Source organism: Stenotrophomonas sp. FR024, from assembly GCF_047500745.2.
GTDB lineage: Bacteria > Pseudomonadota > Gammaproteobacteria > Xanthomonadales > Xanthomonadaceae > Stenotrophomonas > Stenotrophomonas maltophilia_A.
In genome coordinates, this window is the sequence record NZ_JAXAXM020000004.1 from 220,638 (window position 1) to 247,207 (window position 26,570).

Sequence of the window (26,570 nt, forward strand, 5' to 3'; positions counted from 1 at the left end):
ATCAAAAAAAGGGGGAGGCCGCCCCACTACGACCGGCCTCCCCCACACCACAACACGTTGATGTGCATTACAGCCGGGCAGCGCCCGGCTCTACCATTTCCACTCCACGCGCGCGGCGGATCAGTCGCGTGACCGCACTGCGCAGGTCATCCAGCACTGCATAGATCGTCGGCAGGAACAGCAGGCTGACCACGGTCGAGAACGCCAGGCCGCCGGCAATCGCGCGCGCCATCGGCGCGTACTCCGGGCCGTTGCCGAACATCTGCGTACTGGTCAGCGAGATCGGCACCATCGCCAGGATCGCCGTGCCCATGGTCATCATGATTGGCCGCAATCGCTCGCGTGAGCCCTCCACCAGCGCCTGGGTGCGTCCCATGCCGCCGCGCCGCAGGTTGTTGATGTGCTCGATCATCACGATGCCGTTGTTCACCACCACGCCCATCAGCACCAGGATGCCGATGAAGGACATGATTCCGAACGAGGTACCGGTGATCCAGAACAACCAGAACACACCGAAGATCGAGAACAGCACGCCACTCATGATCGCCGCCGGGAACAGCAGCGACTCGAACACCGCCGCCATCACCACGTAGATCATCACCAGCGCGATCAGCAGGTTGAACACCATCTGCTGCATCGCTTCGTCGTCGTTGCCGTAGTCACCGCCATCGAAGGTGAAGCCATAGCCGGCCGGGAAGTTCATCGGCTTGAGCACCGACTCCATCGCCTTGCGGCCATCCGGCGCGGTGACCTTCTCGGCCAGGTTGGCCTTGATGGTCAGCGTGGTCTGGCGGTTGGTGCGTCCGATCTGGGTGGCGGACGAACCAACGTCGACGGTGACCAGGCTCAGCAGTGGCACGCTGCGGCCATCGCCGGTGCGCACGCTGAAACCGGCCAGGTCTTCCGGGCTGCTCTGCTCGGCACCGGCGAAGCGCACCCATACCGGCACTTCGTTGTCGCCGCGGCGGAACTCGCGCATCGGTGCACCGCGCAGGGCCAGGCCGACGAAGCTGGCTACCTGCTCGGCATTGAAGCCGAATGCGGCGGCGCGCTCGCGGTCGACGCGCACCTTCAGCTCGCCGCCTTTTTCGCCGTTGTCGATGCGCACATCGCGCAGCTCGGCACGCTGGGCCAGCAGCGGTACCACTTCCTGGCCGATCTCCTGCAGCATCGAACTGGAGTCGCCGACCAGCTGCACCTGCACGCCCTGGTTGCCGCCACCGCCGCCATCGCCGCCCTGGTTGCCGACGAAGTAGTCGGTGCGGGCCGACTTCGGCAGGCCCTTGCGCAGCTCTTCCTGCAGCGCCTTGATGTCCTTGGCGTACTTTTCGTCCAGGGTGACCACGGTGGAGCTGCCTTCCTGCTCGCTGTACCAGGAATACACCTGCTTGACGTGCAGGCGCTCGCGGTTGGCGTCGATCCAGTTCTCCACCCGCGCCACTTCCTCGGACATCTGCCGGTAGGTGTAGGCGCCCTTCCACATATAGCCGATGAAGATGTCCTTGCCGCCGTCACCACCGAACATGTCGACCTTGGTCAGCTTCATCGGCACCAGGCTGACCAGCACCACCAGCACGATGCCGAGCAGGCTCCAGCCGCGATGGCGCAGCGACCAGTCCAGCAGTGTCGCGTAGCGCCGCTGTAGGCGCGCGATCACGCCGGTCTGCGAGTGCACCAGCTTCGGCGTGGCCATGCGCGCGGACAGCATCGGGATCAGGCTGACCGCGACCAGCCACGAGGCCAGCAGCGAGACCGAGATGGTGATCGCGATCTGCGCCATGAATATGCTGATGTTGTTGGTCTCGCCGAACAGGTTCGGCACGAACACGATGCAGTGGCACAGCGTACCGGCGCTGAGCGCGATGGCCACGTTGCGGGTGCCGATGATCGAGGCCAGCCGCGGCTGCCCCGGCATGCGCTCGCGTTCCTGGTAGATGCTCTCCACCACCACCACGGCGTTGTCGACCAGCATGCCCACCGCCAGCAGCAGGCCCATCATGGTCAGGATGTTCAGCGTCACCCCGACGAAGTACATGAAGCCCAGGGTGATGGTGAAGCAGATCGGAATGGCCAGGGTCACCATCAGCGTGGACGGCCAGTGGCGCAGGAAGAAGAACAGCACCGTGATCGACAGGATCAGGCCGACCGCACCGGCCTCGGCCAGTTCCAGCAGCGAGGAGGTCACCGCCTTGCCCTGGTTGTCGATCACCTTGATCTGCACGTCGCGCATCGACGCTTCGGCACGGATCGATTCAACCTCGGCCAGTGCCGCGCGCGACACTTCTACCAGATTGGCACTGCGCTCCTTGAAGATGTCCAGGCCGACCGCCGGGTTGCCGTCCAGGCGCCGCCCGTAGTTCATCCGCGCCGGTTTCAGGCGCACATCGGCGATGTCGCCCAGGCGCAGGCCCTTGGCGTTGATCACCAGGTCACGCATTTCCTGCAGGTCGGTGATCTCGCCCACCGGCTGCACGCGCACGCGCTGGCCGTTGTCGTCGATCTGTCCGGCCGAGATCGAGAAGTTCAGCGTGCGCAGGCGCTCGCTCAGCTCGTTGATGCTCAACCCATGCGCGTTGAGCCGGTTCGGATCGATGGCGATCTCCACCTCGTTTGGCGGCGCGCCGGTGATGTCGACGCGGGCCACGCCGGGAATACGCTCGATGCGCCGCTTGAACTCGCGATCGAGCATGTCGTACGCAGTGGTCAGGTCGGTGGTGCTGGCCAGGCGCACCTTCAGCACCGGCTGGTCGCTGCTGGACCACTTGAACACGTTGTAGCGCTGGAGGTCGTCAGGCAGGTCACTGCGGATCGCATCGATGCGCTCGCGTGCATCGGAAGCGGCTATCGCAATGTCACGGTCCCAGTCACTGAACTCGATGTAGATCAGCGCCGCCTCGGAGGTGGCCGACGAGCGCATGCGCTTGATGCCGGTCATCGTCGCCAGCGATTCCTCGACCGGGCGGATGATGGTCCGCTCCACTTCCTCCGGGGTCGAGCCGGTGTACGGAATCTGCACGAACAGGAACGGCGCGGAGATGTCCGGCAGCGCTTCCAGCGGCAGCCGGAACGAAGCGATCAGGCCGATCACCACCAGCGACACGAAAAACATGATGGTGGTGACCGGACGGCGGATGGAGAACTCGGCCACACTCATGCCGGTTCCTCCACACCCGCCGCGCTGCCCGCTGCACCCGGCTCGATCTCACCGGCATGCTTGCGGCCACGTTCGCGGTAATACGCATCGCCGCGACGGTCCATCAGGTCGTACACCACCGGGATCACCAGCAGGGTCAGCAGGGTCGACACCAGCAAGCCGCCGATCACGGTGATCGCCATCGGTGCGCGCACTTCGGCGCCCTCGCCCATCGCCACCGCCAGCGGCAGGAAGCCGAACAGCGTGCACAGCGTGGTCATGATGATCGGCCGCAGGCGCGAGCGGGCACCTTCCACCAGTGCCTCGTGCTTGGCCACGCCAGCCTCGCGCAGCTGGTTGACCTTGTCGATCAGGATGATCGCGTTCTTGGTGACCAGGCCGACCAGCAGGATCAGGCCGATGAACACCACCACCGAGATGGGCTTGCCGGTCAGCATCAGCGCCAGGATCGCACCGACCAGCGCCAGCGGGATGGTGAACAGGATCACGAACGGGTGCAGTAGCGATTCGAACTGCGAGGCCATCACCAGGTAGACCAGGAAGATCGCCAGGCCAAAGGCGAAGATCAACGACTTCGCCGCCTGCGCCAGCTCCTCACCCTGGCCACCGATGTGCAGGCCGACACCCGCACCCAGCGGCTGCTCGGCGACCATCTGCTGCACTTCGCGCATGGCCGCGCCGAGGTCGATGTCGCGCAGGTTGGCCGACACCACCGCCACCCGGGTCTGGTCGGCGCGATGGATCTCGCTGGGGCCGGTGGTAGCCACCACCTCGGCCACCGCGTCCAGCGTCACCGGACGGGTACTGCCCGGATTGACGATCAGCCGGCGGATGCTCTCCACGCTGGCGCGGTCGCCTTCCTGTGCACGCACCAGCACGTCGATCTTGCGGTCACGGAAGCTGTAGCGGGTGGCGACATCGCCGCGCACCTTCTTCACCACCACGTCGGCGATCTGGCGGGTGGTCAGGCCGAGCGCACCTGCGCGTTCCTGATCGAAGCGGATCTGGATTTCCGGGAAGCCCTCTTCCACCGTCGACTTCACATCGGCGTAGTGCGCATTGCCGCGCAGCATCGCCGCCAGGCGCTGGCCGGCCACTTCCAGCGTGGCCATGTCCTGCCCGCGCAGCTCGATTTCCAGCGGCGTGGAGAAGCTGAACAACGCCGGCCGCGCGAAATCGACCTGTGCACCCGGATGCTGGCCCATGGTGTCACGCAGGCGCTCGGTGATCTCGGCTTCGGTACGCGCATTGCCGCCGCCTTCCATCACCACGGTCAGCTTGCCGATGTTCTCGCCGCTCTCGGTGGGGCTGGCATCCAGGCGGGTGCCGCTGCCGCTGACACCGTACAGCGACGCCACGCCCTCGCCCTTGCCGTGCGCCAGCTGCAGCTCGCGTACCAGTGCATCAGTCTGCTTCAGCGGCGTGCCGGCCGGCAGCTTCACCGTCATCTCGAAACGGTCCTGCGCCAGCTGCGGGATCAGGTCGGCACCGAGCATCGGCACCAGCGCCATGGTCGCCACGAAGATGATCGTGGCCACGCCCAGCACCTTGCCCGGGTGCGCCAGTGCGCTCGGCAGCAGGCGCAGGTAGCCACGCTCGGCGCCGGCGTAGGGCTTCATCGCCAGATCGCTGGCCTTGCGCATCACCGGGCCGACCACCGCCACCACGCCACGCCACACCCGCACCACCAGCCAAGCCAGCGCGTAGAAGCTCCAGCGCGCGGTCGCCACGGCACCACGACGGCCCAGTGCCACCGGCTTCTGCCAGCGGTTCTGCGGTTGCCACGGTTCGTTCGGCGCTTCTTCCGGGAACGCCAGCGGCGGCCGTCCCTTCAGCGAGCTCAGCATCGGGATCAGGGTCATCGACACCAGCAGCGAGATCGCGATGGCGATCGCCACGGTCAACGCCTGGTCGCGGAACAGCTGGCCGGCGATGCCATCGACGAACACCAGCGGCAGGAACACCGCGATGGTGGTCAGGGTGGAGGCGACCACCGCCATGCTCACTTCGCGGGTACCGGCGATGGCCGCCTGCAGGATGCCCAGGCCACGCTCGCGGGCCTTGGCGATGCTCTCCAGCACCACGATCGAGTCATCCACCACCAGGCCGGTGGCCAGTGCCAGACCGCCCAGCGACATCACGTTCAAGCTCAGGCCGAGCTGGCCCATGAAGAAGAACGTGGCGATGATCGAGACCGGCAGCGACAGGCTGATCACGAACGTGCTCCAGCCATCACGCAGGAACAGGAAGATGATCAGGATCGCCAGCAGGCCGCCGATCACTGCATCCTTCTTGACGTCGGCGATGGCGTGCTCGATGAAGCGCGACTGGTCCTCGATGGTGGTCATCTCGACGTCGGACGGGAACGTGCCCTTGATCTGCTCCAGGCGCTTGCGCAGCGCTTCGGCGGTGGACACGGTATTGGCGTCGCCCTCCTTGTAGATCGCCAGTTCGACCGATTCCTTGCCGCCCAGGCGGATCACCGCTTCGCGCTCCTTGTAGCCCTGGCGCACGGTGGCCACGTCCTTCAGGCGCACCGGCACACCGTTGGCGACCACGCTGGAACCGCCGCCGGACGATGCGCTCTGCGCCGCCGATGCCGCCGCGATGGCTGCCGCCGAACCGGTCGACGCGGCGATGTTGAACATCTGCTGCAACGCCGAATCCGCAGCACTGCCGTTCGACGCCTGGGTGGTGACCAGCAGGTTGCGGATCTCCTCCAGATCGGCGAACTGGTTGACGGTACGCACCAGGAAGCGCTGCGAACCCTCCTCCAGGCGGCCGCCGGAGATGTTGATGTTCTCGTCCTTCAGGCGCTTGATGACGGTGTCGATCGGCAGGTTCAGCTGGGCCAGCTTCTGCTGGTCGATGTCGACCTGGATCTCGTCCTCGAGGCCGCCACCGACCTTGACCGCCGCCACGCCGCTGACCGGCTCCAGCTTCTTCTTCAGGTCTTCATCGGCATAGCGGCGCAGGCCGGTCAGCTCGCGGACCGCATCGGCATCGCTGGTCGGCGCCACCTTGTTCGACAGCACCAGGCGCATGATCGGTTCGGTGGACGGATTGAAGCGCAGCAGCACCGGGGCCTTGGCCTCCAGTGGCAGGTTCAGCGCTTCCATCTTGTCGCGCACCTCCAGGCTGGCCTGGTCCATGTTGGTGCCCCAGGCGAACTCCAGCACCACATCGCTCTGGCCGGTGCGCGAGACCGACTTCAGCTTGCGCAGGTTCTTGACCACGCCGACCGCTTCTTCAACCGGCTGGGTGATCAGGGTTTCGATTTCGGTCGGCGCCGAACCGGTGTACTCGGTGCGCACGGTCAGCGTCGGGTAGCTCAGGTCGGGCAGCAGGTTGACCTTGAGGTTGCCCAGCGCGATCAGGCCAAACAGCAACAGGGTGACCGTGCACATGGCGATGGTCACGCGGCGGCGGGTAGCGAATTCCACCAGGCCGCCGCGCATGCTGGCGGCGGCGCCGTCGCTCGCCGGCGAGGCACCGTGGTCGTGGCCCGGGGCGGTCATTGCTTGCTCCCGGCCTTGTCTGCCGGCTTGGCCGACGCTGCGACCGTCTTCGGCTTTGCCTTCGGATCGGCGATCACCTGCACTGCGGTGCCGTCGCGCAGGGCGACCTTGCCGGCGGTGACCACCTGATCACCGGCCGCCAGGCCATCACGGATCTCCACCCACGGGCCCTCGGCGTAACCCAGCTTGACCGGAACGCGTGCGACCTTGCCTTCGCGCACCCGGAACACCGCCGGCTCACCATCGTCGAGCAGCGCCAGGCGCGGCACCACCAGCGCATCGGCACGCTGGTCGTAATCGATGCGGATGCGACCGAACATGCCGGGCTGCAGCGCGTGCGCGGCGCCGTCGAAGGCGCTGACCACGCGAAACGTGCCACTGCCCGAATCCACCACCGGCGCGATGCGATCGACCGTACCGGTGAAGCTCTGGCCCGGCAGCGCGTCGGCGGCCAGCGTCACCGGCTGGCCAGCGCGCAGGGTGGCCAGCTCGCGCTCGGGCACGTTGAGGGTGGCTTCCAGCCGCGAGTTGTCGACGATGCGGAAGATCGGCGTGTTGATCTGCACGAAGTTGCCGGTCTTGATCGAGCGCGACGCGATCACGCCGGAGATCGGCGCCACCACCGTGGTGTAGGACAGTTCCAGCGTGGCCAGGCGGTACTGCGCGCGTACGTTTTCCAGGTCGTAACGCAGCTGGTCGACATCGGCGGCGCTGACCATCTGCTGGCCAACCAGTTTCTGCGCGCGCTGGTAGTTGTTTTCCAGCTTGCGCATCTGCGCTTCGCTCTGTGCCACGGCCAGGCGCGCGCGGTCCGGGTCCAGACGCACCAGCGGCTGGCCAGCGCTGACCCGCTGGCCTTCTTCAACCAGCACCGCCAGCGCCACGCCGGAAGTCTTGGCCACCACCTGCGACTCGGCGCGTGGTTCCAGCGCAGCGGTACCGGTGTAGCTGGCCGCGACAGCACGGTGGCTGGCCACGGCCACTTCGACCGGGACCGCATCGACCTTCTTCTCCTCCTTGGTCTCGGCGGCCTTGGCTTCGGAATTGGGCCCTGCGGCGCAACCGCCCAGCAGCAGGGAGGTGGAGATCAGCAGTGCGGCAGCGCAGATTCCGCTGCGACGGCCGGACAGGAAGGTTGGGTGCGACATCGTCAGATCCCTGGAGGATGCGTGGACAGGTGTGGTAGCAAAGTAATGCACCACTTCACGGCAACACCATATCCCAAAGGTCATGGTGTCTTCGTGCCACTGGTCGGCCCGCCCCCCATTTCAGCTAGATGAAACCTGGGGCTATACTCGGGTCGTTCCGTACCCCACGCCGGAACGACCAGACCCGAATCCCCGGAAACGACACCATGCGCCCGCAGCCGCTCGCCGCTTGTCTCGCTCTGGCCGTCCTCCTGCCCCTTGGGGCCGCCGCACAGCCCGCTCCTGCTCCTGCCACACCTGCCCCGGCCCCGGCTCCCGCCGCTGCCCCGGCGCCTGCCGCCCCCACCGGCAACTTCGACAATGGCCGTGTCCTGGCCTACACCTGCCAAGGGTGCCATGGCATCACCGGCTACAAGAACGCCTACCCCAGTTACCGGGTGCCGAAGATCGGCGGCCAGACCCAGCAGTACCTGGCCCAGGCCCTGACCGAGTACCGCCAGGGCAAGCGCAGGCATCCGACGATGCAGGCGCAGTCGATGAGTTTCAGCGAACAGGAGATCGCCGATCTCTCTGTTTACCTGTCCACCGTCAAGTAAGGCCCGCCCATGTCGAAAGCCGCGCATCCGATGCGTCACGCCATCGCCCTGTCCGTTGCCCTGCTGCTGGCCGCCTGTTCACAGTCGCAGGTGGAAAACAGCGAGAAATCCGCCGCCGACCCGGGCCATGCCAGCGGCGAACACGGCTCTTCATCCTCTGCCGGCCTGCCACCGGGCCGCGAGGCCGCCGGTGAAGCCCGCGCCAAGGTGAAGAGCAAGGCCACCAACCAGAGCTGCATCGACTGCCACGGCGCCGACGGCAACGCGCCGATCGATGCGACCTACCCGAAGCTGGGTGGGCAGTACGGTGACTACCTGGCGCATGCGCTGCAGGCCTACCGTGCCGGTGACCGCCAGCATGCGCTGATGACGCCACAGGCGAAGGACCTGAGCGATCAGGACATCGCCGATCTGGCGGCGTATTTCGGCAGTCGGCCGAGCCAGCTGCGGGATCTGCACGGGGTTAAATGACCACGCTGCGCGGATCATGACTGCTGCAATCTGAGGCGTTCATGGGCGTTACTTTTCTTTGCGCGCAAAGAAAAGTAACCAAAAGAAACGCTCCGCCGTCCGCGAGCCGATGCTGCGCACCGGTACCCTGCGCTCCTCGGCCCACCGAGGGACGGCGCGGGAACTCGCTACGCTCAGACACCCGCGCCTCTTCGCCCTCGCCGGACCTGCGGTGCTCGGCTCGCTTCAAGGCGGAATCAGATCAAAAGCCACAGCCGCCCGCCGGGCGAGACGGCCGTGGCAGACGCTCAGCCTTCCAGCTCTTCCCAGCGAGCGTACGCGGCATCCAGCTCGGCCTGCACCTTGGCCAGCTGCTGGGTGTGCGCGGTTACTTCGGCACTGCTGCGGGTGTAGAACGACGGGTCGTTCATCGCAGAGGTCAGCCCTTCGACATCGCCTTCCAGCTTCTCGATGGTCTTCGGCAGCTGCTCCAGTTCGCGCGCTTCCTTGTAGGCCAGCTTGCGCTTGGGCGCAGCCGGAGCAGCGGCCGTGGCGGCCGGTGCAGCGACCGCCGGCTTGGCTGCCGGGGCCGCAGCAGGCGTCGCCAGACTGGCCGCATAGCGCTGCCAGTCGCTGTAACCACCGACGTACTCACCGATCACGCCATCGCCTTCCATCACCAGCGTGGAGGTCACCACGTTGTCGATGAAGTCACGGTCGTGGCTGACCAGCAGCAGCGTGCCGGTGTACTCGCCCAGCAGCTCTTCCAGCAGCTCCAGGGTTTCCACGTCCAGGTCGTTGGTCGGTTCGTCCATCACCAGCAGGTTGGACGGCTGCGCGAACAGCTTGGCCAGCAGCAGGCGGTTGCGTTCGCCGCCGGACAGGCGGGTGATCGGCGCACGCGCACGTTCCGGGGTGAACATGAAGTCCTGCAGGTAGGCATGCACGTGCTTGCGCTTGCCGTTGAACTCGAGGAAATCGCGGCCTTCGGCCACGTTCTCCATCGCGCTCCAGTCTTCGCGCAGCACCGCGCGGTACTGGTCGAAATAGGCGATCTGCAGGTTGGTGCCCGCGTTGACCTCGCCCTTGGCCGGCTGCAGTTCGCCCAGCAGCAGCTTCAGCAGCGTGGTCTTGCCGCTGCCGTTGGGACCGATCAGGCCGATGCGGTCGCCACGCAGGATGGTGGTGGTGAAATCGCGAACCATGGTGCGCTCGCCGAAGGCGAACGAAATGTCCTTGACGTCGATGACCTTCTTGCCGGAGCTGACGCCCTGCGCGGCTTCCATCTTGACGTTGCCGCTGAGGTCGCGGCGCTGCGAGCGTTCGGTGCGCATCGCCTTCAGGCGACGTACGCGGCCTTCATCGCGGGTACGGCGCGCCTTGATGCCCTGGCGGATCCAGACTTCTTCCTGCGCCAGCAGCTTGTCGAAGCGGGCGTTCTCCTGCGCCTGCGCGTTGAGGCGTTCCTCGCGGCGGCGCTCGTAGTTGGCCCAGTCGCCCGGCCAGCTGGTGACCTGGCCGCGGTCGATCTCGACGATGCGGGTGGCCAGCGCACGCAGGAAGCGGCGGTCGTGGGTGACGAACACCACGCTGCCGCTCCAGCCCTTCAGGAACGCTTCGAGCCAGTCGATGGCTTCGATGTCCAGGTGGTTGGTCGGTTCGTCCAGCAGCAACACATCCGGGCTGGACACCAGCGCACGGGCCAGCAGCACGCGGCGCTTCATACCGCCGGACAGACGACCGAACTCGGCCTCGCCGTCCAGGTCGAGCTTGGTCAGGGTTTCGCTGACGCGCTGGTCCAGGCCCCAGCCGTTGGCGGCGTCGATCTTGGCCTGCACGTTGCCGAGCGCTTCGCCATCGAACACTTCGGCATGGCTGAGGTGGTGGAACTCGGCCAGCCACTGGCCCAGTTCGCCGAGGCCGTCGGCCACGACATCGAACACCGAACCGGCGGCGCCGTGCGGCACTTCCTGCTCCAGGCGGGTGACACGCACGCCCTGCTGCACGCGGACTTCGCCGTCATCGGGCTTGTGGTCGCCGGACAGCAGCTTGAGCAGGGTGGATTTGCCGGCGCCGTTGCGGCCGATCAGGGCGATGCGTTCGCCCGGCTCGATCGACAGTTCGGCCTTTTCCAGCAACAACGGGCCGCCGACGCTGAAGTCGACGTTCTGTAGGGTAATCAGAGGCATCCCGCCATTGTACCGGTTGGGGGCGTCGGCCGGGCTGCACCCGGCACCCGCAGAGGCAACGGCCGCGGCCAAAGCAACGTCAAAAGCGGCTTACGGTGGCAAGCGGGTCGGTGTGGGGCTGCAGGACACGCCGTAAACCCGTCCCTGGGGGCTCGATGGCGCCATCCATGGCGCCAACGGTCCTGCAGCCCCACACCGACCCGCCTCTGACAGTTCATCGCGATCTGTCGGAACGGCATTCTGCTCTGGTGGGTGTCGACCTTGGTCGGCACGGTAGATCCACGCCATGCGTGGATGAGCGCTGCAAGGCCTGTCGATGGATGGAATCAACTGGGGTTCTGATGGATTACCCCACCTCCCCCAGCAACGCCTGCAGCCCCGGCAGCCACTGCTTGCCGGGATGCCGTACCAGCCACAGGGTGCGCTGCAGGGCGGGCAACGGGGTCTCAAGCACGCGCAGGCGGCCGAGGGCCAGTGGTTCTTCCAGCGCATGACGAGAAAAACAGGCCAGACCCAGTCCGGCGATGGCGGCCTGCTTGATCGCTTCGGTATTGCCCAGCTGCAGGGTCTGGGCGAAACCGCGCAGATGCGGCAGCAGCGCCTGTTCCACCGCTTCGCGGGTACCCGAGCCGGGTTCGCGCAGCAACCAGCGTGCGCGGCGCAGTTCGTCCAGCGACCAGCTGGCGGGGGCATCGGCGGCAGCCACGATCACCAGCGGGTCCTGCTGCCAGGCGGTCACCTGCAGGCCGCGTTCGTGGCACGGGCCTTCGATCAAGCCGGCGTCCACGTCCAGGCGCTGCACGGCAGCGACCACGCCGGCACTGTTGTCGATGCGCAGGTCGACCTCGGCCTGCGGCGCCTGCCGCAGCAGTTCGGCGATGCGTGGCGGCAGCAGGTAATTGCCGATGGTGGTACTGGCAGCCAGCACCAGCCGCAGCGGTGCCCCCTGCGACGGGTCGCCGCCGGCGGCCAGCTGACGCTCCAGGTCGGCGGCGTTGACCAGCAAGGTGCGCGCCGGCTCCAGCAGTGCGCGGCCGTGCCCGTTCAGCGCCAGGCGGCGGCCGATGCGGTCGAACAGGGGCGTGCAGAAGTGCGCTTCCAGCTCCTGCAGGGCGGCGCTGCTGGCCGACTGCGAAAGCGCAATGGCCTGGCCGGCGGCGGTGGTGCTGCCGTGATCGGCGATGGCGACGAAGACCTGAAGCTGGCGCAAGGTGAGGCGCATGGCTGTTACCCGCTTGATAGGTAGGTTTCACCCATATTATTCGTTTTACAGGTCGATCAAGCAGGCGCACGCTTGCCCCATCCCTCCAGCCCTGCCCCTGCCATGAACGCCCCCGCTCTCTCCTCCTGGTCCCTGCCCGCCCTGCGCCAACGCTGGCAGCCGCGTCTGCCCGGCCTTCTGCTGGTGGGCCTGATCGCGGCGGCGTCGCTGTACCTGGCCGAGCTTCCCTGGTTGCAGGCGCATGGCCTGAGTGCACTGACCGTCGCCATCGTCGCCGGCATCGTGGTCGGCAACACCCTCTACCCGCGGCTCGCGCCAAGCAGCGCGGCCGGCGTCGGTTTCTCCAAGCATTGGCTGCTACGCGCCGGCATCGTGCTGTACGGCCTGCGCCTGACCTTCCAGGACATCGGCCATGTCGGCGTCAGCGGCGTGCTGATGGACGTGCTGGTGGTCGCCAGCACTTTCGGCCTGGCCTGCTGGCTGGGCATGCGCGTGTTCAAGATGGAACGCGAGGCGGCGATGCTGATCGGTGCCGGCAGCGCGATCTGCGGCGCGGCGGCGGTGATGGCCGCCGAACCGGTGGTGCGTGGCCGCGCGGCACAGGTCACGGTGGCGGTGTCGACGGTGGTGGTGTTCGGCACGCTGGCAATGTTCCTGTATCCCGCCCTGTATGCACTGGTGCAGTCGCACGGCTGGCTGGCGATGGACGCGCGACAGTACGGCCTGTTCACCGGTGCGACGGTGCATGAAGTGGCACAGGTGGTGGCGGCCGGCCGCGCGGTCAACGAAGCGGCAGCTGATACGGCAGTGATCACCAAGATGGTGCGGGTGATGCTGCTGGCGCCGTTCCTGGTCGCGCTGTCGCTGTGGCTGGCGCGTGGCGGCAAGGCCGGCGCCGACGGCAGTAAGGCGCGCATCGTGGTGCCGTGGTTCGCGTTCGGTTTCGTGGCGGTGGCCGGTTTCAACTCGCTGCATCTGCTGCCGGCCAGCCTGCAGGCGGGGCTGGTGCAGCTGGACACCGTGCTGCTGGCGATGGCGATGGCCGCGCTCGGCCTGACCACCCACGTTTCGGCGCTGCGCCAGGCCGGACTGAAGCCGCTGCTGCTGGCGCTGATCCTGTTTGCGTGGCTGCTGTTCGGCGGGCTGGCGATCCACCAGGGTGTGCTGGCGGTGCTGGGCTGAGCGGGAGCGTGCCGACCAAGGTCGGCACCCACATGGATGAAGGCCCCAGGACGGGGCCGGCCGCGCGGACGGGTACAATGCGCCATGACTGACTTCTCGACCCTGCCGCTGAGCCCGGCCCTGCAGCCCGGCCTGGATGCCCTCGGCTACACCACCCTCACCCCCGTGCAGGCGCAGAGCCTGCCGGCCATCCTGGATGGCCGCGATGTGATCGCACAGGCGCCGACCGGCAGCGGCAAGACCGCCGCCTTCGGCCTGGGCCTGCTGCAGTCCATCGACCCCAGCCTGATCCGTGTGCAGGCGCTGGTGCTGTGCCCGACCCGCGAACTGGCCGACCAGGTCGGCAAGCAGATCCGCAAGCTGGCCACCGGCATCCCCAACCTGAAGCTGCTGCTGCTGGTTGGCGGCGTGCCGCTGGGCCCGCAGCTGGCGTCGCTGGAAGGCCACGATCCGCATGTGGTGGTCGGCACCCCCGGCCGCGTGCAGGAGCTGGCACGCAAGCGCGCGCTGAATCTTGGCGCGGTGCGCACCCTGGTGCTGGACGAGGCCGACCGCATGCTCGACATGGGCTTCGAGGAGCCGATCCGCGAGATCGCCGGCCGCACCCACAGGGACCGCCAGAGCCTGCTGTTCTCGGCCACCTTCCCCGACAGCATCCGCGCCATGGCGCGTGACCTGCTGCGCGACGCAGTGGAAGTGACCGTGGAGGGTGCCGACCAGGCTCCGGCGATCCGCCACCTGTTCTGCGAGGTGGAACCGGCGCACCGCCAGAAGGCGCTGGCTGGCCTGCTGCTGAAGTACACGCCGGAATCGGCGGTGGTGTTCTGCAACACCCGCAAGGACGTGGACGAAGTAGCCAACTCGCTGCAGCAGTTCGGCTTCTCCGCACTGGCCCTGCACGGCGACATGGAGCAGCGCGACCGCGAGGAAGTCTTGTTGTTGCTGGCCAACCGCAGCTGCAACGTGCTGGTGGCCAGCGACGTGGCCGCACGCGGCCTGGACGTGGAAGAGCTGGCGGCGGTGATCAACTACGAGCTGCCGACCGACGTGGAGAGCTATCAGCACCGCGTGGGCCGTACTGGCCGTGCCGGTGCCAGCGGCCTGGCGATCAGCCTGGTGGCCGGCCGCGAGAAGACCCGTGCCGAAGCCATCGAAGCGCAGATGGGTCAGGCGCTGGACTGGCAGAAGACGCCGCTGGCAACCTCGCGCCCGGCCGAGCTGCCGCAGGCGGCGATGCGCACCCTGCGGATCGACGGCGGCAAGACCGACAAGCTGCGCCCGGGCGACATCCTCGGTGCACTGACCGGCGACGCCGGCCTGTCGAGCAAGTTCATCGGCAAGATTGCGATCTTCCCGACCCGCTCCTATGTGGCGATCGCGCGAGAGCAGGCCAACAAGGCCGTGGCCAAGCTGGAAGCCGGCAAGATCAAGGGCCGACGTTTCCGCGTGCGGATGATGTGATTGAAGCAACGTTGCCAACCACGGTTGGCAACGACGTGACCTGGTAGCGGCCAACCTTGGTTGGCCCATCCGTGGCGCCAGTCGCGAAAGGCGCTGCCAACCAAGGTTGGCATCTACCAGAGCTAATGGCCTGGAGCCGGTAGTTGCCAACCTTGGTTGGCACCCACCCTTCGATCAGAACACCAGTTCGGTGTACAGCGGCAGATCCGCTTCCCAGCGCGCGCGGCCGCCGAGACCGTCGAGTTCGACCAGTACACCGGCGCCGACCACGTCAACGCCCAGGCGGCGCACCAGCGACAACGCGGCGACCAGCGTGCCGCCCGTAGCCAGCACGTCATCGATGATCGCCACGCGGGCGCCGGCCGGCAGCGCATCGGCGTGCACTTCGATGCAGTCGCTGCGGTATTCCAGCGTGTATTCCTCGCGCAGCACCTGGCCCGGCAGCTTGCCCGGCTTGCGCACCGGCACGAAGCCGACGCCCAGTTCCAGCGCCATCGCGGCGCCGAGGATGAAGCCGCGCGATTCGATACCGATCACCGCGTCCAGCTTCTGGTCGCGCCAGCGGTCGGCCATCGCGGTGATGGCACCGCGGAAGTCCTCGCTATGGGCGAGCAGCGGCATGATGTCCTTGAAGAGGATGCCGGGCTTGGGGAAGTCGGCGATGTCGCGCAGGCGGGAGGCCCACTGCGGAGCGACGATGGCGTCGGTCATGTCACGTTGGCTATCTGATGGCGGCATAGGGTACCTGTTCCGGGCGTCGCCTGCCTGTTGGGGGGTATCGGCCGGGCTGCGCCCGGCACCTGCAGAGGCCACCGCGCAAGCAAAAGCGAAAGCAAAAGCCGCATTCCGAGAGATGGCGGGGTGGGTCCGGTTGCGGGAGACGCCGTAAACCCGTCCATGGGGGCTTGGCCGCGGCATCCATGCCGCGGACACTCCCGCAACCGGACCCACCCCGTCTTCGACAGACTTCTGCGATCTGTTGATCCATGCGATGCGTGGATGGATCTCTATCGAAGTCGAATATTTCGAAGATTGAAAGAAGAGCATCCACGCATGGCGTGGATCTACCGTGTCGACCAAGGTCGACACCTACCAACAGCCGCCGGAATCTGTCAGAGGTGGGGCGGTGTCGGAGTGCGGGGTGTCAGCCGCATGGATGCGGCTGCCAAGCCTACAGGGACGTACTTGCGGCGTCCCCGCACTCCGACACCACCCCGCCAAACCACGGAAGCCAGCTCTTGCCTTGGCTTTTGATCTGGCCTCTGCGGGTGCAGGGCGCAGCCCTGCCGAAACCCACCCTCAGGAACTGCAGGACAGCATCGAGCAGCCGGCGCGGTTGTCTGCCCACGCCGGGCGCTTGCCGGCGAAATGCTCCAGCCCGGCACGCTCGGTGTACGGATCACGCAGCACGTCCTGCAGTGCGTGAACGCCACCGAGGTCGCCCTGCTCTGCACGATCGATGGCTTCCTGCGCCAACCAGTTGCGCAGCACGTACAGCGGATTGGCCGCGGCCATCTTCGCCGTGCGCTCACTGGCCGACAGCGGATCGGCCTGCAGCCGCGTCGCATAATCCTGCAGCCACTGCTGCAACGGTGCCTGCACCGCCTGCTGGCGCGCCTCGTCGTAGTACACCGCGTCCAGAACCGTCGCATCCGCTGCCGTCGGATCGATACGCATCAGCGCGCGCCAGGCCAGGGTCATGTCCATGCCACCGTCCTGCATCAACTGCTGCCAGCGCAGGTAGAGCTGCAGGTCGTCATCGTCGGCAGCGGCCAGGCCCAGCTTGGCTGCGGCATCGCGACGGGTGCAGGCCACGAAGGTGGACTGATACGCTGCCAAGCCCGCCTGCAGTGGCGCAACATCGGCAAACAACGGCGACAACGCCTGGGCCAATCGGCTCAGATTCCAGTACGCCACCTGCGGCTGGGTACCGAAGCGATAACGGCGGCCCTGCGCGTCGGTGGTGTTCGGCGTCCAGTCCGGATCGAAATCCTCGACCCAGCCGTAAGGGCCGTAATCAAGTGTGAGGCCGAGCACGGACAGGTTGTCGGTGTTCATCACGCCATGCACGAAACCCACGCGCATCCAGTGCGCGATCATCTCGGCGGTGCGCACCGCGATCTGCGCGAACCAGTCGCCGTACAGCGCCTCGCCCTCCCCTTCCAGCTCGGGGAAATCACGGGCGATGCAGGCATCGACCAGCTGCTGCAGCAAGGCGGTTTCCCCGCGCGATGCCGGAAGCTCGAAGGAACCAAAGCGCAGGAACGACGGCGACACCCGGCATACGATGGCACCAGGCTCGGCGCGCGGATGACCGTCGTAGAACATGTCACGCACCACGTCGTCGCCGGTACCGACCAGCGACAACGCGCGCGTGGTCGGCACCCCCAGATGGTGCATCGCTTCGCTGCACAGGAATTCGCGGATGGACGAGCGCAGCACTGCGCGCCCATCGGCGCCGCGCGAGTAAGGCGTGGGGCCGGCGCCCTTCAGCTGCAGCTCCCAGTGGTGGCCATCCGGCGCGACCAGTTCACCCAGCGAGATCGCACGGCCGTCGCCGAGCTGGCCGGCCCAATGGCCGAACTGATGGCCACCGTAGTTGGCCGCCCAAGGCTGCATGCCTGCATACAGTGCGTTGCCACCGAATACACGGGCGAAGCCTTCGCTCTCGACCTCAGCGGTATTGAAGCCAAGCATTTCGGCCACGTCCGGCGCCCAGGCCAGCAGCGTGGGCGCCGTCACCGGGGTCGGCATCACTGGCGACCAAGCTGCGCCCAGCACTTCACGCCTGCGCGGGCCGGATTCGGGGTCGCCCGGCAGGGTATGCAGCAGGCGGTTGTCGAAACGGGGGCTGTCGGTATCCATGGTGCTGAAGATGGGGGCGACGGCCGCCCTCCTCAATTGCCGCTGAGCGCCTGCAGGTGGCCGCCGTGGGCCTCGGCACGCTGGTAGGCCGGGCGCTCACCGATACGCTTGAGGAAGCCACGCAGTGCCGGCTTGTCGTCGAGGCCACCACCGCGCGCGGCAGCGGCCTGGATCGGGAAGCTCATCTGGATATCGGCCGCACTGAAGCGCTCGCCAGCAAACCACGGGCTTTCGGCCAGGCGGCGCTCCATCCAGTCCAGGTGCAGGCGCCGCTGCGGGCCGATGAAGCCGCGCTCGGCCTTGTCGGCGATGCTGCGTGCGATCGGGCGCGCGAAGAACGGCATCGGTGCGCTGCGGATGCGACCGATCACCAGGGTCAGCAGCAGCGGCGGCATCGCCGAACCTTCGGCATAGTGCAGCCAGTAGCGGTAGGCGATGCGTTCAGCTCCGTCGGCCGGCATCGGTGACGGCGACAGCTGGCGCTGCGTGTCGTAACGGTCAGCGAGGTAGTCGAGGATCGCCCCGGACTCGGCCAGTACCAGTTCGCCATCCTGCAGCACCGGCGACTTGCCCAGCGGATGCACGTTGCGCAGTTCCGGCGGCGCCAGCAGCGTCTTCGGATCACGCGGATAACGGCGCAGTTCGTAGTCCAGCCCCAGCTCCTCCAGCATCCACAGCACGCGCAGGGAACGGGAGTTTTCCAGGTGGTGGACGATGCGCATGGACGGTTCCGCGATGGGAGGATGCATCTGATCTTAGCCCGCCCGGCTGCATGCCTTTTGTAGAGTCGGGCTTGCTCGACTGCTTTCAAACGCGGTCGAGCAAACCCGACTCTACAAAACAGCGGGCAATAAAAAACGCCGGAAGCTTTCGCTTCCGGCGTTCTGGCTACCAAACGGTAGCAGACGGATTAGACCGCCTGCACCTGGTCAGCCTGCATACCCTTCTGACCCTGGACGGCGATGAAGGTAACCTTCTGGCCTTCCTGCAGGGTCTTGAAGCCGGTGCCCTGGATGGCACGGAAGTGCACAAACAGGTCCGGGCCGCTTTCCGGGGTGATGAAGCCGAAGCCCTTGGCGTCGTTGAACCACTTGACGGTGCCGGTCTGACGATCAGACATTTGACTAACTCCTGAAACACATGTTGAAAAAATCGCAGCCACCGGGTATCGGGGCCGAGACTGAGTTGCAGGCGTTGGTAAAGCGGATCGATGAGCGGATCGTGAGATCAACTGCACCAGGCCACGATTCACGGTGACCCTAGCAAACACAGTGGGACGAACGATACGCGTGTTTTCTGCAAAAAGCGATAGCCCGGACGTTCATGGGCAGACCCCGCCCGCTAGACGTGACAAGGGCTGGCAGCCGATCGAGGCTAACTCCGAGCCCCCATTCAGGATTTTCCTACCCTACACTGGGTAAATGACTGAAGCTGAAACCCAAGCTGAACCCGCTCTCCCACGCATCTGGGTAGACGCGGACGCCTGCCCCACCGTCATTCGCGACATCCTGTTCCGTGCCGCTGAACGCGTTGGGATCGAGCTGACCCTGGTCGCCAATCAGTGGATCCGGACCCCGCCCTCACGTTGGCTGCGCTCGATCCAGGTCCCCCAGGGCCTGGACGTGGCCGACAGCGCCATCGTCGAGCGGGTCGCCGCCGGTGACCTGGTGGTCACCCAGGACATCCCGCTGGCCGCTCTGGTGCTGGAGAAGAAGGCGGTGGCGCTGAACCCACGCGGCCAGCTGTACACGCCGAACAACATGGCCGAGCGGCTGTCGATGCGCAATTTCATGGAAGAGCTGCGCGGCGCCGGGGTGCAGACCGGGGGCCCACCGCCGCTGGGCCCGCGCGACCGGCAGCTGTTCGCGGCCGAGCTGGACCGCTGGCTGGCGCGACGCCCGGTTCGCTGAACGACCCTACCCGCTCTGGCCGGGCAGGCACAGGCGACGCTGGCTGCTGAACCGCCTGGGCTCCCCACTCAATGGATCGTCGAAGGCCAGCCCCTGCGCCAGCAGCTGCAGGGGCGCCTCGACCGTTTCATCCGGGCGCAGCATCAACTGCGGATACAGGTCATCGCCCTCGATGGGGGCGCCCAGCATCGCCATATGCACGCGCAGCTGGTGCTTGCGGCCGGTTTCCGGCCGCAACCGGTAGCGCCAGACCGGCCCCTCGGCCTCGATCAGCTCGATCCGGCTGCGGGCATTGGGCTCGCCCGGCACTTCGGCCATGCGGAAGAACGGCTCCCCCGGCACCAGACGACTGTCCCGCTGCAGCGGAAACGCCAGCCCCGGCAGCGCCGGTGCCAGCGCCTCGTAGGTCTTCCCGATGCGCCGCTCGCGGAACAGCCGCTGGTAGGCATCACGCGTGGCTGCCTGGGTGGAAAACAGCACCAGGCCGGCGGTCAGCCGGTCCAAGCGGTGCAACGGCGCCAGCTCGGTGTTGCCGGTGCGTGCGACCAGGCGCGACAGCAGGGTTTCGCGTACATACCCACCGGCCGGCGTCACCGGCAGGAAGTGCGGCTTGTCGGCCACCAGCAGGTGCGCATCCAGATGCAGGATGGTCTCGGCGAAGGGAATCACCGGCTCGTCGGCCACCTCGCGGAAGTACTGGATTTCAAGCCCCACCTGCCAAGGCATGTCCGGCGCCAGTGCCCTGCCCTGCGCATCCTGCACGCGGCCTCGGGCGAAGCGGTCCTGCCATTGCGCACGGTCGATACGCGGGAAACGCGCGCACAGGCCATCGAGCAGGCTGGACCAGTGGCCGGGTGGCAGCTGCAGGCGGCTGGGCAAGGTCATGGCGTCCACTCCGGCCACGGGAAAGAGCGCAAGAGTGCCACCGTTGACGCTGCGCAGACAGACCGGCAACGGACACCCCTGGAGCAAACCTCTATCATTGTCGTCTTTAGTCCACGGATCCCCCATGGCCCTCACCGCCACCATCCGCAAGGCCGAACTGCAGATCAGCGACATGGATCGCGGTTACTACGCGACCCACAACCTGACCCTGGCCCAGCATCCGTCCGAGACCGACGAACGCCTGATGGTGCGCCTGCTCGCCTTCGCCCTCAATGCCGGCGACCGCCTGGAATTCGGCCGCGGCCTGAGCACCGATGACGAGCCCGATCTGTGGGAACACGACTACACCGGCGACATCCTGCAGTGGATCGACCTGGGCCATCCGGACGAATCGCGCATCCGCAAGGCCAGCAATCGCAGCCGCCAGGTGCAGGTGATCAACTACGGCGGCAACGCCTCGGAGATCTGGTGGGGCAAGCAGAGCAAGGGCCTGGCACGCTTCGACAATCTCTCGGTGGTTGATCTGGACGGTGAATTCGTCGAGCGCTGGGGCCAGCAGATCCAGCGCGCCATGCGCTGGAGCGTGCTGATCCAGGACGGTGAAGTGCAGCTGCTCAACGACCAGATCCAGCTCGACGTGATCCCGAACTGGCGCAAGCGCGCCAAGGCATGAGCACGATCCGTTGCGACGTAGTGGTCATCGGCGCCGGTGCGGCCGGGCTGATGACCGCGATCACGGCTGGCCAGCGCGGCCGCCAGGTGCAGGTGATCGACCATGCCAACAAGGTCGGCAAGAAGATCCTGATGTCCGGCGGTGGCCGCTGCAACTTCACCAACACCGGCACCACCCCGGCCAACTTCCTGTCGGTCAACCCGCACTTCTGCAAGTCGGCACTGGCGCGCTACACGCCCTGGCACTTCATCGAGCTGGTCAGCAAGCACGGCATCGCGTATCACGAAAAAGAGCTGGGCCAGTTGTTCTGCGATGTCTCGTCCAAGCAGATCGTGAAGATGCTGGTGGACGAATGCCAGGCGGCAGGCGTGCAGGTGCGTACCGACTGCAGCGTGCAGCGCATCGAGCATGGCAGCGATGGTTTCCGCGTGCACACCACGCAGGGCCTGTTCCACTGCGCCTCGCTGGTGGTGGCCACCGGCGGCCTGTCCATTCCCAGCATGGGCGCCACCGGCTTCGGCTATGAAGTGGCCCGACAGTTCGGCCACCAGGTGCTGCCGACCCGCGCCGGGCTGGTGCCGCTGACGCTCAGCGGCAAGCACCAGGAACGGCTGGCCGATCTCAGCGGCGTCGCTCTGCCCATCGAGGCGCGCTGCAACGGAAAGAGCTTCCAGAATTTCATGCTGCTGACCCATCGCGGCGTGAGTGGCCCGGCGATCCTGCAGATCTCCTCGTTCTGGCAACCCGGCGACGCGCTGGAACTGGACCTGCTGCCCGGCCAGGATGCCGGCGAGTGGTTGCGCCAGATGAAGCGCGAGCGGCCTGCCGCCGAGCTGCGCACGGTGCTGGGCGAGGTACTGCCGAAGCGGCTGGCACAGCGGTTGTGCGAACACTGGCTGCCCGACCGGCCCGTGCGCCAGCTGGACGAGCCGGTGCTGCGCCAGGCCGCGCAGCTGCTGGGCGCGTTCCCGCTGGTGGCCAGTGGCACCGAGGGCTACCGCACCGCCGAGGTCACCCTGGGCGGCGTGGATACCGCCGAGGTCTCGTCCTCGACGATGGAATCCAAGCGCGTGCCCGGCCTGCATTTCGTCGGCGAGGTGCTGGATGTGACCGGCTGGCTGGGCGGCTACAACTTCCAGTGGGCCTGGGCCAGCGGCCACGCGGCCGGTGGCGTGGTGTGAACCACATCGCCGTTCAATGCGTGCAAGGGGTGCGCGCATGGACGGTTCGCCGCGCATCGTGTATCTAGATTTGCAGATTGGGGAGCAGTGCATGCAGAACGCGAACGACATCACCATCCGCCTGCTGATCGTCGATGACAGCGGCGAGAATGCCGAAGCCATCGTCAGCACGCTGCGCAACAGCGGCATCGCGGTACGCCCGTGGCGTCCGCAGGATGCAGCCGAGCTGGCCCAGGTGCTGGCCAGCCAGGCCATCGACCTGGTGCTGGCTTCGCCCTCCCAGGGCATCCCGCTGCCACTGGTGGCCCAGCATATTGCTGCCAGCGGCAAGGATATTCCGCTGGTGCTGCTGGCCGAGCGCATCGACGAAGACGAACTGGTGCAGGCCAGCAGCCACGGCATCCGCGCCCTCGCCCTGCGCCAACGTCCGGAGCATCTGCTCGCCGTGGTCCGCGACCAGTGGGTGGACCTGCAGGCGCGTCGCGGCCTGCGCCGCATCGAAGCACAGATGCGCGAAACCGAGCGCCGCTGCGATGCGTTGATCGCCTCCTCGCGCGACCCCATCGCCTATGTGCATGAAGGCATGCACATCCGCGCCAACGATGCCTATCTGGAGATGTTCGGTTACGAGCATTTCGACGACATCGAAGGCATCTCGCTGCTGGACATGGTCGCCGCCCAGCACGTGGAGGGCTTCAAGCAGCTGCTGAAGGGGCTGAGCCGTGGCGAGGCGCCGCCGCCGCAGTACCAGCTCGACGCGCGCCACGAGGATGGCAGCGCGTTCCCGGCGACGATGGAGTTTGCCGCTGCCACCTACGAAGGCGAATCCTGCCTGCAGGTGGTGCTCCGCCGCCGCATGGAATTCGACCCCGAGCTGGCACGTGAGGTCGAGGACCTGCGCCAGCGCGACCAGGTCACCGGCCTGCTCAATCGCCCGACCTTCATGCTGCAGCTGGAAAGCGCGGTGGCCCAGGCCGGGCGCAGCGAAGGCCAGTTCGGCCTGCTGCTGATCGAGCCGGACCACTACGCGCGCCTGCTGCCGGACATTGGCCTGGCCTCGGCCGACACCCTGATCGGCGCGCTCGCCGCGCTGCTGGCCGAAGTCGTTGGCGAAGACGCACAGCTGGCCCGCTTCGGCGAACACAATTTCGCCGTGCTGCAGGCCGGGCCGTACGCGCAGACCGTGGCACTGGCCGAGCGCATCCGCGAAGCCTACGCCGCGCACGTCTTCAGCATCGGCGCACGCTCGGCCACGGTAACGGTCAGCATCGGTGGCGTGCAGGTGGGCGAGAAGATCGCCAGTATCGGCCAGGTGCTGGCACGAGCCAGCGAATGCACGCAGGCCGCCGCAGAACTGGGCAACACCTGCCGCATCTTCGACCCGGCCGCCGCCGACCGCGTGGAGGAAGAACGCGTGCTGCGCTGGGTCGCCCGTATCCGTGAAGCGCTGGCCGGTGACGGCTTCCAGCTGCACTACCAGCCGGTGCTGAACCTGCAGGGCGAGTCGCTGGAGCTGTATGAGGCCTACCTGCGCCTGGAGCACAACGGCGAACTGCTGAGTCCGACCGCGTTCCTCGGTATCGCGGAGGAGCACGGCCTGCTGGCCGACATCAACCGCTGGGTGGTGTCACGGGCCATCGCGGTGCTGGGCCAGCGTGCACGCGAAGGCCATGCCACGCAGATGCTGGTGAAAGTGACGCCGGAATCGTTCGACGACCCGCAAATGATCGCTACCCTGCGCCGCGAGCTGCAGGCTCAGGGTGTACCCGGCGAACGGCTGTGGCTGCATGCGCCGGAAGCGAAGGTGTTCACTCACCTGCGCAGTGCACAGCAGTTCCTTGCCGAAGTAGCACCGCTGGGCTGCCGCATCGGCCTGGAGCAGTTCGGTTCGGGGCTGGATTCGTTCCAGCTGCTGGCCCACTTCCAGCCGCAGTTCCTCAAGCTGGACCGTGGCTTCACCAGCGACCTGGCAGCCACCCGCGAAAACATCGACCGCATCAGCCAGATCACCGCGCGCGCGCAGGAAGCCGGCATCCGCACCATCGCCGAATTCGTCAGCGATGCCAATTCGATGACGTTGCTGTTCAGTGCCGGCGTGGACTACGTGCAGGGCGACTTCGTCGGCCCGGCGTTGCCGGAGATGGGCTTCGAGTTCGGATGACCGATGGTAGTGCCGGCCGCTGGCCGGCACCACCCAAAGAGAAGGCCGGATTTCGCCGGCCTCTTCGTTGATCAGGTCATGTCGACCAGGTTTTCGATCTTCACGTCCGGATTGACGTCGGCCTCGTAGTCGACACCCTCCACGCCAAAACCGAACAGGCGCAGGAAATCGGCCTTGTAGCCGGCCAGATCGCTGATCTCGTACAGGTTCTCGTTGGTCACCTGCGGCCACAGCGCGACCACCTTGCCCTGCACGTCCGCGGCCATTTCCTTGTAATCGGCACGCAGGCGGCCTTCGTCATCGACCAGCGCGACGGTGTGGCCATCGCCATCGACCAGGTCGTGGCGCAGACGATCGACCGCCACGCCATCGGCCTTGCCGCCGTAGAGGATGTCGTACAGCACATCCAGCTGTTCGATGCAGCCTTCGTGGGTGCCCTTTTCCTTCATCACCTTGAACAGCAGCGACAGGTACAGCGGCATGGTCGGAATGGCCGAGCTGGCCTGGGTGACTACCGCCTTCAGCACCGACACGCGCGCGTCGCCGCCGATTTTCGCCAGCTTTTCGCGCAGGCCCAGCACCTTGGTGTCCAGGTCCTTCTTGGCGGCGCCGATGGAGCCGTTCCAGTAGATCGCCTGGGTGATCTCTTCGCCCACGTAGGTGAAGGCGGTGGTGGTGCAGCCGTTGGCCAGCACGCCGGCATCGGCCAGCGCATCGATCCACATCTGCCAGTCCTCACCGCCCATCACCGCAACGGTACCGGCGATTTCTTCCGGGGTGGCCGGCTGCAGGTGGGTCTCGGTCAGCACTTCCTTGTCGGTATCCAGGCCACGCAGGGTGATCGGCTCACCGATCGGCTTCAACGTGGAGCTGATGATCTCGCCGGTCTTCGGATGCTTGCGGCGCGGCGCGGCCAGGCTGTAGACGACCTGGTCGACCTGGCCCAGATCGGCCTTGATCATCTCGATGGTCCTGGCCTTCACTTCATCGGAGAAGGCATCGCCGTTGATGCTCTTGGCGTACAGGCCGGCTTCGTCTGCGTACTTGTGGAACGCGGCCGAGTTGTACCAGCCGGCCGTGCCCGGCTTGGATTCGGTGCCCGGGCGCTCGAAGAAGATGCCGAGGGTGGCGGCACCGCTGCCGAAGGCGGCGGTGATGCGTGCAGCCAGGCCGTAGCCGGTGGAGGCACCAATGACCAGCACGCGCTTGGGGCCGTTCTGGATCGGCGGGCGCGCGCGGATGTAGTCGATCTGCTGCTTGACCGCGGCTTCGCAGCCGGTCGGGTGGGTGGTGACGCAGATGAAGCCGCGGACGCGCGGTTTGATGACCATGGATACCTCGGGTTGGCAGATGCGGCGCGCGGGGCGCTCAGCAGGAATACGGGCGCGCGCCTGCGCGCGCGAACCGCAGGATCGTAGTGCGCGGGGGAAGATTGCACAACCGACGGCGGCGTAGGGTGGGGTTTGTTCTGCAGGGTTGCACCCTGCACCCGCAGAGGCCGGAGCAACGGCCGGAGCCGGAGCAACTTCAAAAGCTGGGTTCCTGTGGGTTGGCGGGGTGGGTCCGGTTGCGGGGGACGCCGTAAATCCGTCCATGGAGGCTTGGCCGCGGCATCCATGCCGCGGACACCCCCGCAACCGGACCCACCCCGCCTTCGACAGATTTCCGCGATCTGTTGGAGCGGCATCCTGCTCTGGTAGGTGTCGACCTTGGTCGACATGGATGAACTCATTCAATATCTGACAGATGTGTCGACCAAGGTTGACACCTACCAACAGCCGCGCGATCCAACAGCCGCAGGAATCTGTCAGAGGTGGGGCCATGTGGGTTGGCAGGACCGTTGGCGCCATGGATGGCGCCATCGAGCCCCCATGGATGGGTTTACGGCGTGTCCTGCCAATCCACATGGCCCCACCATTCCACGGAATGCCCGCTGTTGCTATTGCTGTTGCCGGCCAGCGGCCGGCACTACCGC

Annotated in this window: 19 protein-coding genes; 8 read left to right on the forward strand and 11 right to left on the reverse strand. The window is 66.7% G+C overall.

Translation table 11 applies throughout. The features are described 5' to 3' along the window. Nucleotides 1-67: 67 nt before the first annotated feature. The 3 genes from ACMZ91_RS06680 to ACMZ91_RS06690 are packed head-to-tail and all read right to left on the reverse strand — an operon-like array spanning nucleotide 68 to nucleotide 7,820. Nucleotides 68-3,154 (reverse strand): efflux RND transporter permease subunit, encoded by a 3,087-nt coding sequence (locus tag ACMZ91_RS06680; protein ID WP_414577914.1) that lies wholly within the window; start codon nucleotides 3,152-3,154, stop codon nucleotides 68-70. After that, complete coding sequence (locus ACMZ91_RS06685) at nucleotides 3,151-6,672, reverse strand: efflux RND transporter permease subunit (protein WP_414577912.1); 3,522 nt, start codon at nucleotides 6,670-6,672, stop codon at nucleotides 3,151-3,153. Before ACMZ91_RS06685 ends, ACMZ91_RS06680 begins: the two co-directional genes overlap by 4 nt. Next, complete coding sequence (locus ACMZ91_RS06690; RefSeq protein ID WP_049461883.1) at nucleotides 6,669-7,820, reverse strand: efflux RND transporter periplasmic adaptor subunit; 1,152 nt, start codon at nucleotides 7,818-7,820, stop codon at nucleotides 6,669-6,671. The genes ACMZ91_RS06685 and ACMZ91_RS06690 overlap by 4 nt, the downstream gene beginning before the upstream one ends. 206 nt (nucleotides 7,821-8,026) lie before the next feature. Here ACMZ91_RS06690 and ACMZ91_RS06695 point away from each other — a divergent pair, with 206 nt between their 5' ends. Further along, nucleotides 8,027-8,416 carry a c-type cytochrome gene (locus ACMZ91_RS06695; protein WP_005413034.1) on the forward strand — a complete coding sequence of 130 codons (390 nt, stop codon included), beginning with the start codon at nucleotides 8,027-8,029 and terminating at the stop codon, nucleotides 8,414-8,416. 9 nt (nucleotides 8,417-8,425) lie between these two features. After that, the gene (locus ACMZ91_RS06700) at nucleotides 8,426-8,887 is read left to right on the forward strand and encodes a c-type cytochrome (RefSeq protein ID WP_006361215.1); all 462 of its coding nucleotides are present in this window, start codon (nucleotides 8,426-8,428) and stop codon (nucleotides 8,885-8,887) included. A 287-nt stretch (nucleotides 8,888-9,174) separates the two neighbouring features. On the opposite strand, the gene ACMZ91_RS06705 is transcribed toward ACMZ91_RS06700, so the two are convergent. Both ACMZ91_RS06705 and ACMZ91_RS06710 read right to left on the reverse strand, forming a co-directional pair. Beyond that, nucleotides 9,175-11,055, reverse strand: coding sequence for an ATP-binding cassette domain-containing protein (locus tag ACMZ91_RS06705; protein ID WP_414577909.1), 1,881 nt, complete (start codon nucleotides 11,053-11,055; stop codon nucleotides 9,175-9,177). Between the two features lie 346 nt (nucleotides 11,056-11,401). Then, nucleotides 11,402-12,277, reverse strand: coding sequence for a LysR substrate-binding domain-containing protein (locus ACMZ91_RS06710; protein WP_414577907.1), 876 nt, complete (start codon nucleotides 12,275-12,277; stop codon nucleotides 11,402-11,404). A 102-nt stretch (nucleotides 12,278-12,379) separates the two neighbouring features. Between ACMZ91_RS06710 and ACMZ91_RS06715 the strand changes: the two genes are divergently transcribed. Both ACMZ91_RS06715 and dbpA read left to right on the forward strand, forming a co-directional pair. Next, the gene (locus tag ACMZ91_RS06715; protein ID WP_049461880.1) at nucleotides 12,380-13,459 is read left to right on the forward strand and encodes a YeiH family protein; all 1,080 of its coding nucleotides are present in this window, start codon (nucleotides 12,380-12,382) and stop codon (nucleotides 13,457-13,459) included. A gap of 84 nt (nucleotides 13,460-13,543) precedes the next feature. Continuing rightward, nucleotides 13,544-14,920 (forward strand): ATP-dependent RNA helicase DbpA, encoded by a 1,377-nt coding sequence (gene dbpA / locus ACMZ91_RS06720; protein ID WP_414577905.1) that lies wholly within the window; start codon nucleotides 13,544-13,546, stop codon nucleotides 14,918-14,920. A 174-nt stretch (nucleotides 14,921-15,094) separates the two neighbouring features. On the opposite strand, the gene ACMZ91_RS06725 is transcribed toward dbpA, so the two are convergent. The 4 genes from ACMZ91_RS06725 to ACMZ91_RS06740 all read right to left on the reverse strand — a co-directional run bounded on the left by ACMZ91_RS06725 (nucleotide 15,095) and on the right by ACMZ91_RS06740 (nucleotide 18,905). After that, nucleotides 15,095-15,631, reverse strand: coding sequence for an adenine phosphoribosyltransferase (locus ACMZ91_RS06725; protein WP_071228978.1), 537 nt, complete (start codon nucleotides 15,629-15,631; stop codon nucleotides 15,095-15,097). 588 nt (nucleotides 15,632-16,219) lie between these two features. Next, nucleotides 16,220-17,785 (reverse strand): protein adenylyltransferase SelO, encoded by a 1,566-nt coding sequence (locus ACMZ91_RS06730; RefSeq protein ID WP_414577903.1) that lies wholly within the window; start codon nucleotides 17,783-17,785, stop codon nucleotides 16,220-16,222. 32 nt (nucleotides 17,786-17,817) lie between these two features. Continuing rightward, a complete protein-coding gene (locus ACMZ91_RS06735) occupies nucleotides 17,818-18,507 on the reverse strand; it encodes a glutathione S-transferase family protein (protein ID WP_049461212.1) in 690 nt (229 codons plus the stop codon). 188 nt (nucleotides 18,508-18,695) lie between these two features. Then, nucleotides 18,696-18,905, reverse strand: a complete 210-nt coding sequence (locus tag ACMZ91_RS06740) for a cold-shock protein (RefSeq protein ID WP_004153307.1) — start codon at nucleotides 18,903-18,905, stop codon at nucleotides 18,696-18,698. A gap of 301 nt (nucleotides 18,906-19,206) precedes the next feature. On the opposite strand from ACMZ91_RS06740, the gene ACMZ91_RS06745 reads away from it, so the two are divergent. Then, a complete protein-coding gene (locus ACMZ91_RS06745) occupies nucleotides 19,207-19,695 on the forward strand; it encodes a YaiI/YqxD family protein (protein ID WP_010484520.1) in 489 nt (162 codons plus the stop codon). Between the two features lie 6 nt (nucleotides 19,696-19,701). Here ACMZ91_RS06745 and ACMZ91_RS06750 read toward each other — a convergent pair whose 3' ends face one another. Continuing rightward, nucleotides 19,702-20,580 carry a pseudouridine synthase gene (locus ACMZ91_RS06750; RefSeq protein ID WP_414577900.1) on the reverse strand — a complete coding sequence of 293 codons (879 nt, stop codon included), beginning with the start codon at nucleotides 20,578-20,580 and terminating at the stop codon, nucleotides 19,702-19,704. Between the two features lie 124 nt (nucleotides 20,581-20,704). Between ACMZ91_RS06750 and ACMZ91_RS06755 the strand changes: the two genes are divergently transcribed. The 3 genes from ACMZ91_RS06755 (at nucleotide 20,705) to ACMZ91_RS06765 (ending at nucleotide 24,595) form a co-directional block, all read left to right on the forward strand. Beyond that, entirely contained in the window at nucleotides 20,705-21,253 is a 549-nt protein-coding gene (locus ACMZ91_RS06755) for a YaeQ family protein (RefSeq protein ID WP_088025707.1), read from the forward strand. Next, complete coding sequence (locus tag ACMZ91_RS06760) at nucleotides 21,250-22,434, forward strand: BaiN/RdsA family NAD(P)/FAD-dependent oxidoreductase (RefSeq protein ID WP_414577897.1); 1,185 nt, start codon at nucleotides 21,250-21,252, stop codon at nucleotides 22,432-22,434. The genes ACMZ91_RS06755 and ACMZ91_RS06760 overlap by 4 nt, the downstream gene beginning before the upstream one ends. A 91-nt stretch (nucleotides 22,435-22,525) precedes the next feature. Further along, a complete protein-coding gene (locus ACMZ91_RS06765) occupies nucleotides 22,526-24,595 on the forward strand; it encodes a GGDEF/EAL domain-containing response regulator (RefSeq protein WP_121503054.1) in 2,070 nt (689 codons plus the stop codon). A gap of 71 nt (nucleotides 24,596-24,666) precedes the next feature. Here the strand turns inward: ACMZ91_RS06765 and fabV are convergent, their stop codons facing one another. Further along, entirely contained in the window at nucleotides 24,667-25,926 is a 1,260-nt protein-coding gene (gene fabV / locus ACMZ91_RS06770; protein ID WP_414577895.1) for an enoyl-ACP reductase FabV, read from the reverse strand. Nucleotides 25,927-26,570 lie beyond the last annotated feature (644 nt).

Bases quoted from the DNA above. Each gene is read 5' to 3' on its own strand.
- ACMZ91_RS06680 (WP_414577914.1), bottom strand. From the start codon at position 3,154: ATGAGTGTGGCCGAGTTCTCCATCCGCCGTCCGGTCACCACCATCATG.
- ACMZ91_RS06685 (WP_414577912.1), bottom strand. From the start codon at position 6,672: ATGACCGCCCCGGGCCACGACCACGGTGCCTCGCCGGCGAGCGACGGC.
- ACMZ91_RS06690 (WP_049461883.1), bottom strand. From the start codon at position 7,820: ATGTCGCACCCAACCTTCCTGTCCGGCCGTCGCAGCGGAATCTGCGCT.
- ACMZ91_RS06695 (WP_005413034.1), top strand. From the start codon at position 8,027: ATGCGCCCGCAGCCGCTCGCCGCTTGTCTCGCTCTGGCCGTCCTCCTG.
- ACMZ91_RS06700 (WP_006361215.1), top strand. From the start codon at position 8,426: ATGTCGAAAGCCGCGCATCCGATGCGTCACGCCATCGCCCTGTCCGTT.
- ACMZ91_RS06705 (WP_414577909.1), bottom strand. From the start codon at position 11,055: ATGCCTCTGATTACCCTACAGAACGTCGACTTCAGCGTCGGCGGCCCG.
- ACMZ91_RS06710 (WP_414577907.1), bottom strand. From the start codon at position 12,277: ATGCGCCTCACCTTGCGCCAGCTTCAGGTCTTCGTCGCCATCGCCGAT.
- ACMZ91_RS06715 (WP_049461880.1), top strand. From the start codon at position 12,380: ATGAACGCCCCCGCTCTCTCCTCCTGGTCCCTGCCCGCCCTGCGCCAA.
- dbpA (WP_414577905.1), top strand. From the start codon at position 13,544: ATGACTGACTTCTCGACCCTGCCGCTGAGCCCGGCCCTGCAGCCCGGC.
- ACMZ91_RS06725 (WP_071228978.1), bottom strand. From the start codon at position 15,631: ATGACCGACGCCATCGTCGCTCCGCAGTGGGCCTCCCGCCTGCGCGAC.
- ACMZ91_RS06730 (WP_414577903.1), bottom strand. From the start codon at position 17,785: ATGGATACCGACAGCCCCCGTTTCGACAACCGCCTGCTGCATACCCTG.
- ACMZ91_RS06735 (WP_049461212.1), bottom strand. From the start codon at position 18,507: ATGCGCATCGTCCACCACCTGGAAAACTCCCGTTCCCTGCGCGTGCTG.
- ACMZ91_RS06740 (WP_004153307.1), bottom strand. From the start codon at position 18,905: ATGTCTGATCGTCAGACCGGCACCGTCAAGTGGTTCAACGACGCCAAG.
- ACMZ91_RS06745 (WP_010484520.1), top strand. From the start codon at position 19,207: ATGACTGAAGCTGAAACCCAAGCTGAACCCGCTCTCCCACGCATCTGG.
- ACMZ91_RS06750 (WP_414577900.1), bottom strand. From the start codon at position 20,580: ATGACCTTGCCCAGCCGCCTGCAGCTGCCACCCGGCCACTGGTCCAGC.
- ACMZ91_RS06755 (WP_088025707.1), top strand. From the start codon at position 20,705: ATGGCCCTCACCGCCACCATCCGCAAGGCCGAACTGCAGATCAGCGAC.
- ACMZ91_RS06760 (WP_414577897.1), top strand. From the start codon at position 21,250: ATGAGCACGATCCGTTGCGACGTAGTGGTCATCGGCGCCGGTGCGGCC.
- ACMZ91_RS06765 (WP_121503054.1), top strand. From the start codon at position 22,526: ATGCAGAACGCGAACGACATCACCATCCGCCTGCTGATCGTCGATGAC.
- fabV (WP_414577895.1), bottom strand. From the start codon at position 25,926: ATGGTCATCAAACCGCGCGTCCGCGGCTTCATCTGCGTCACCACCCAC.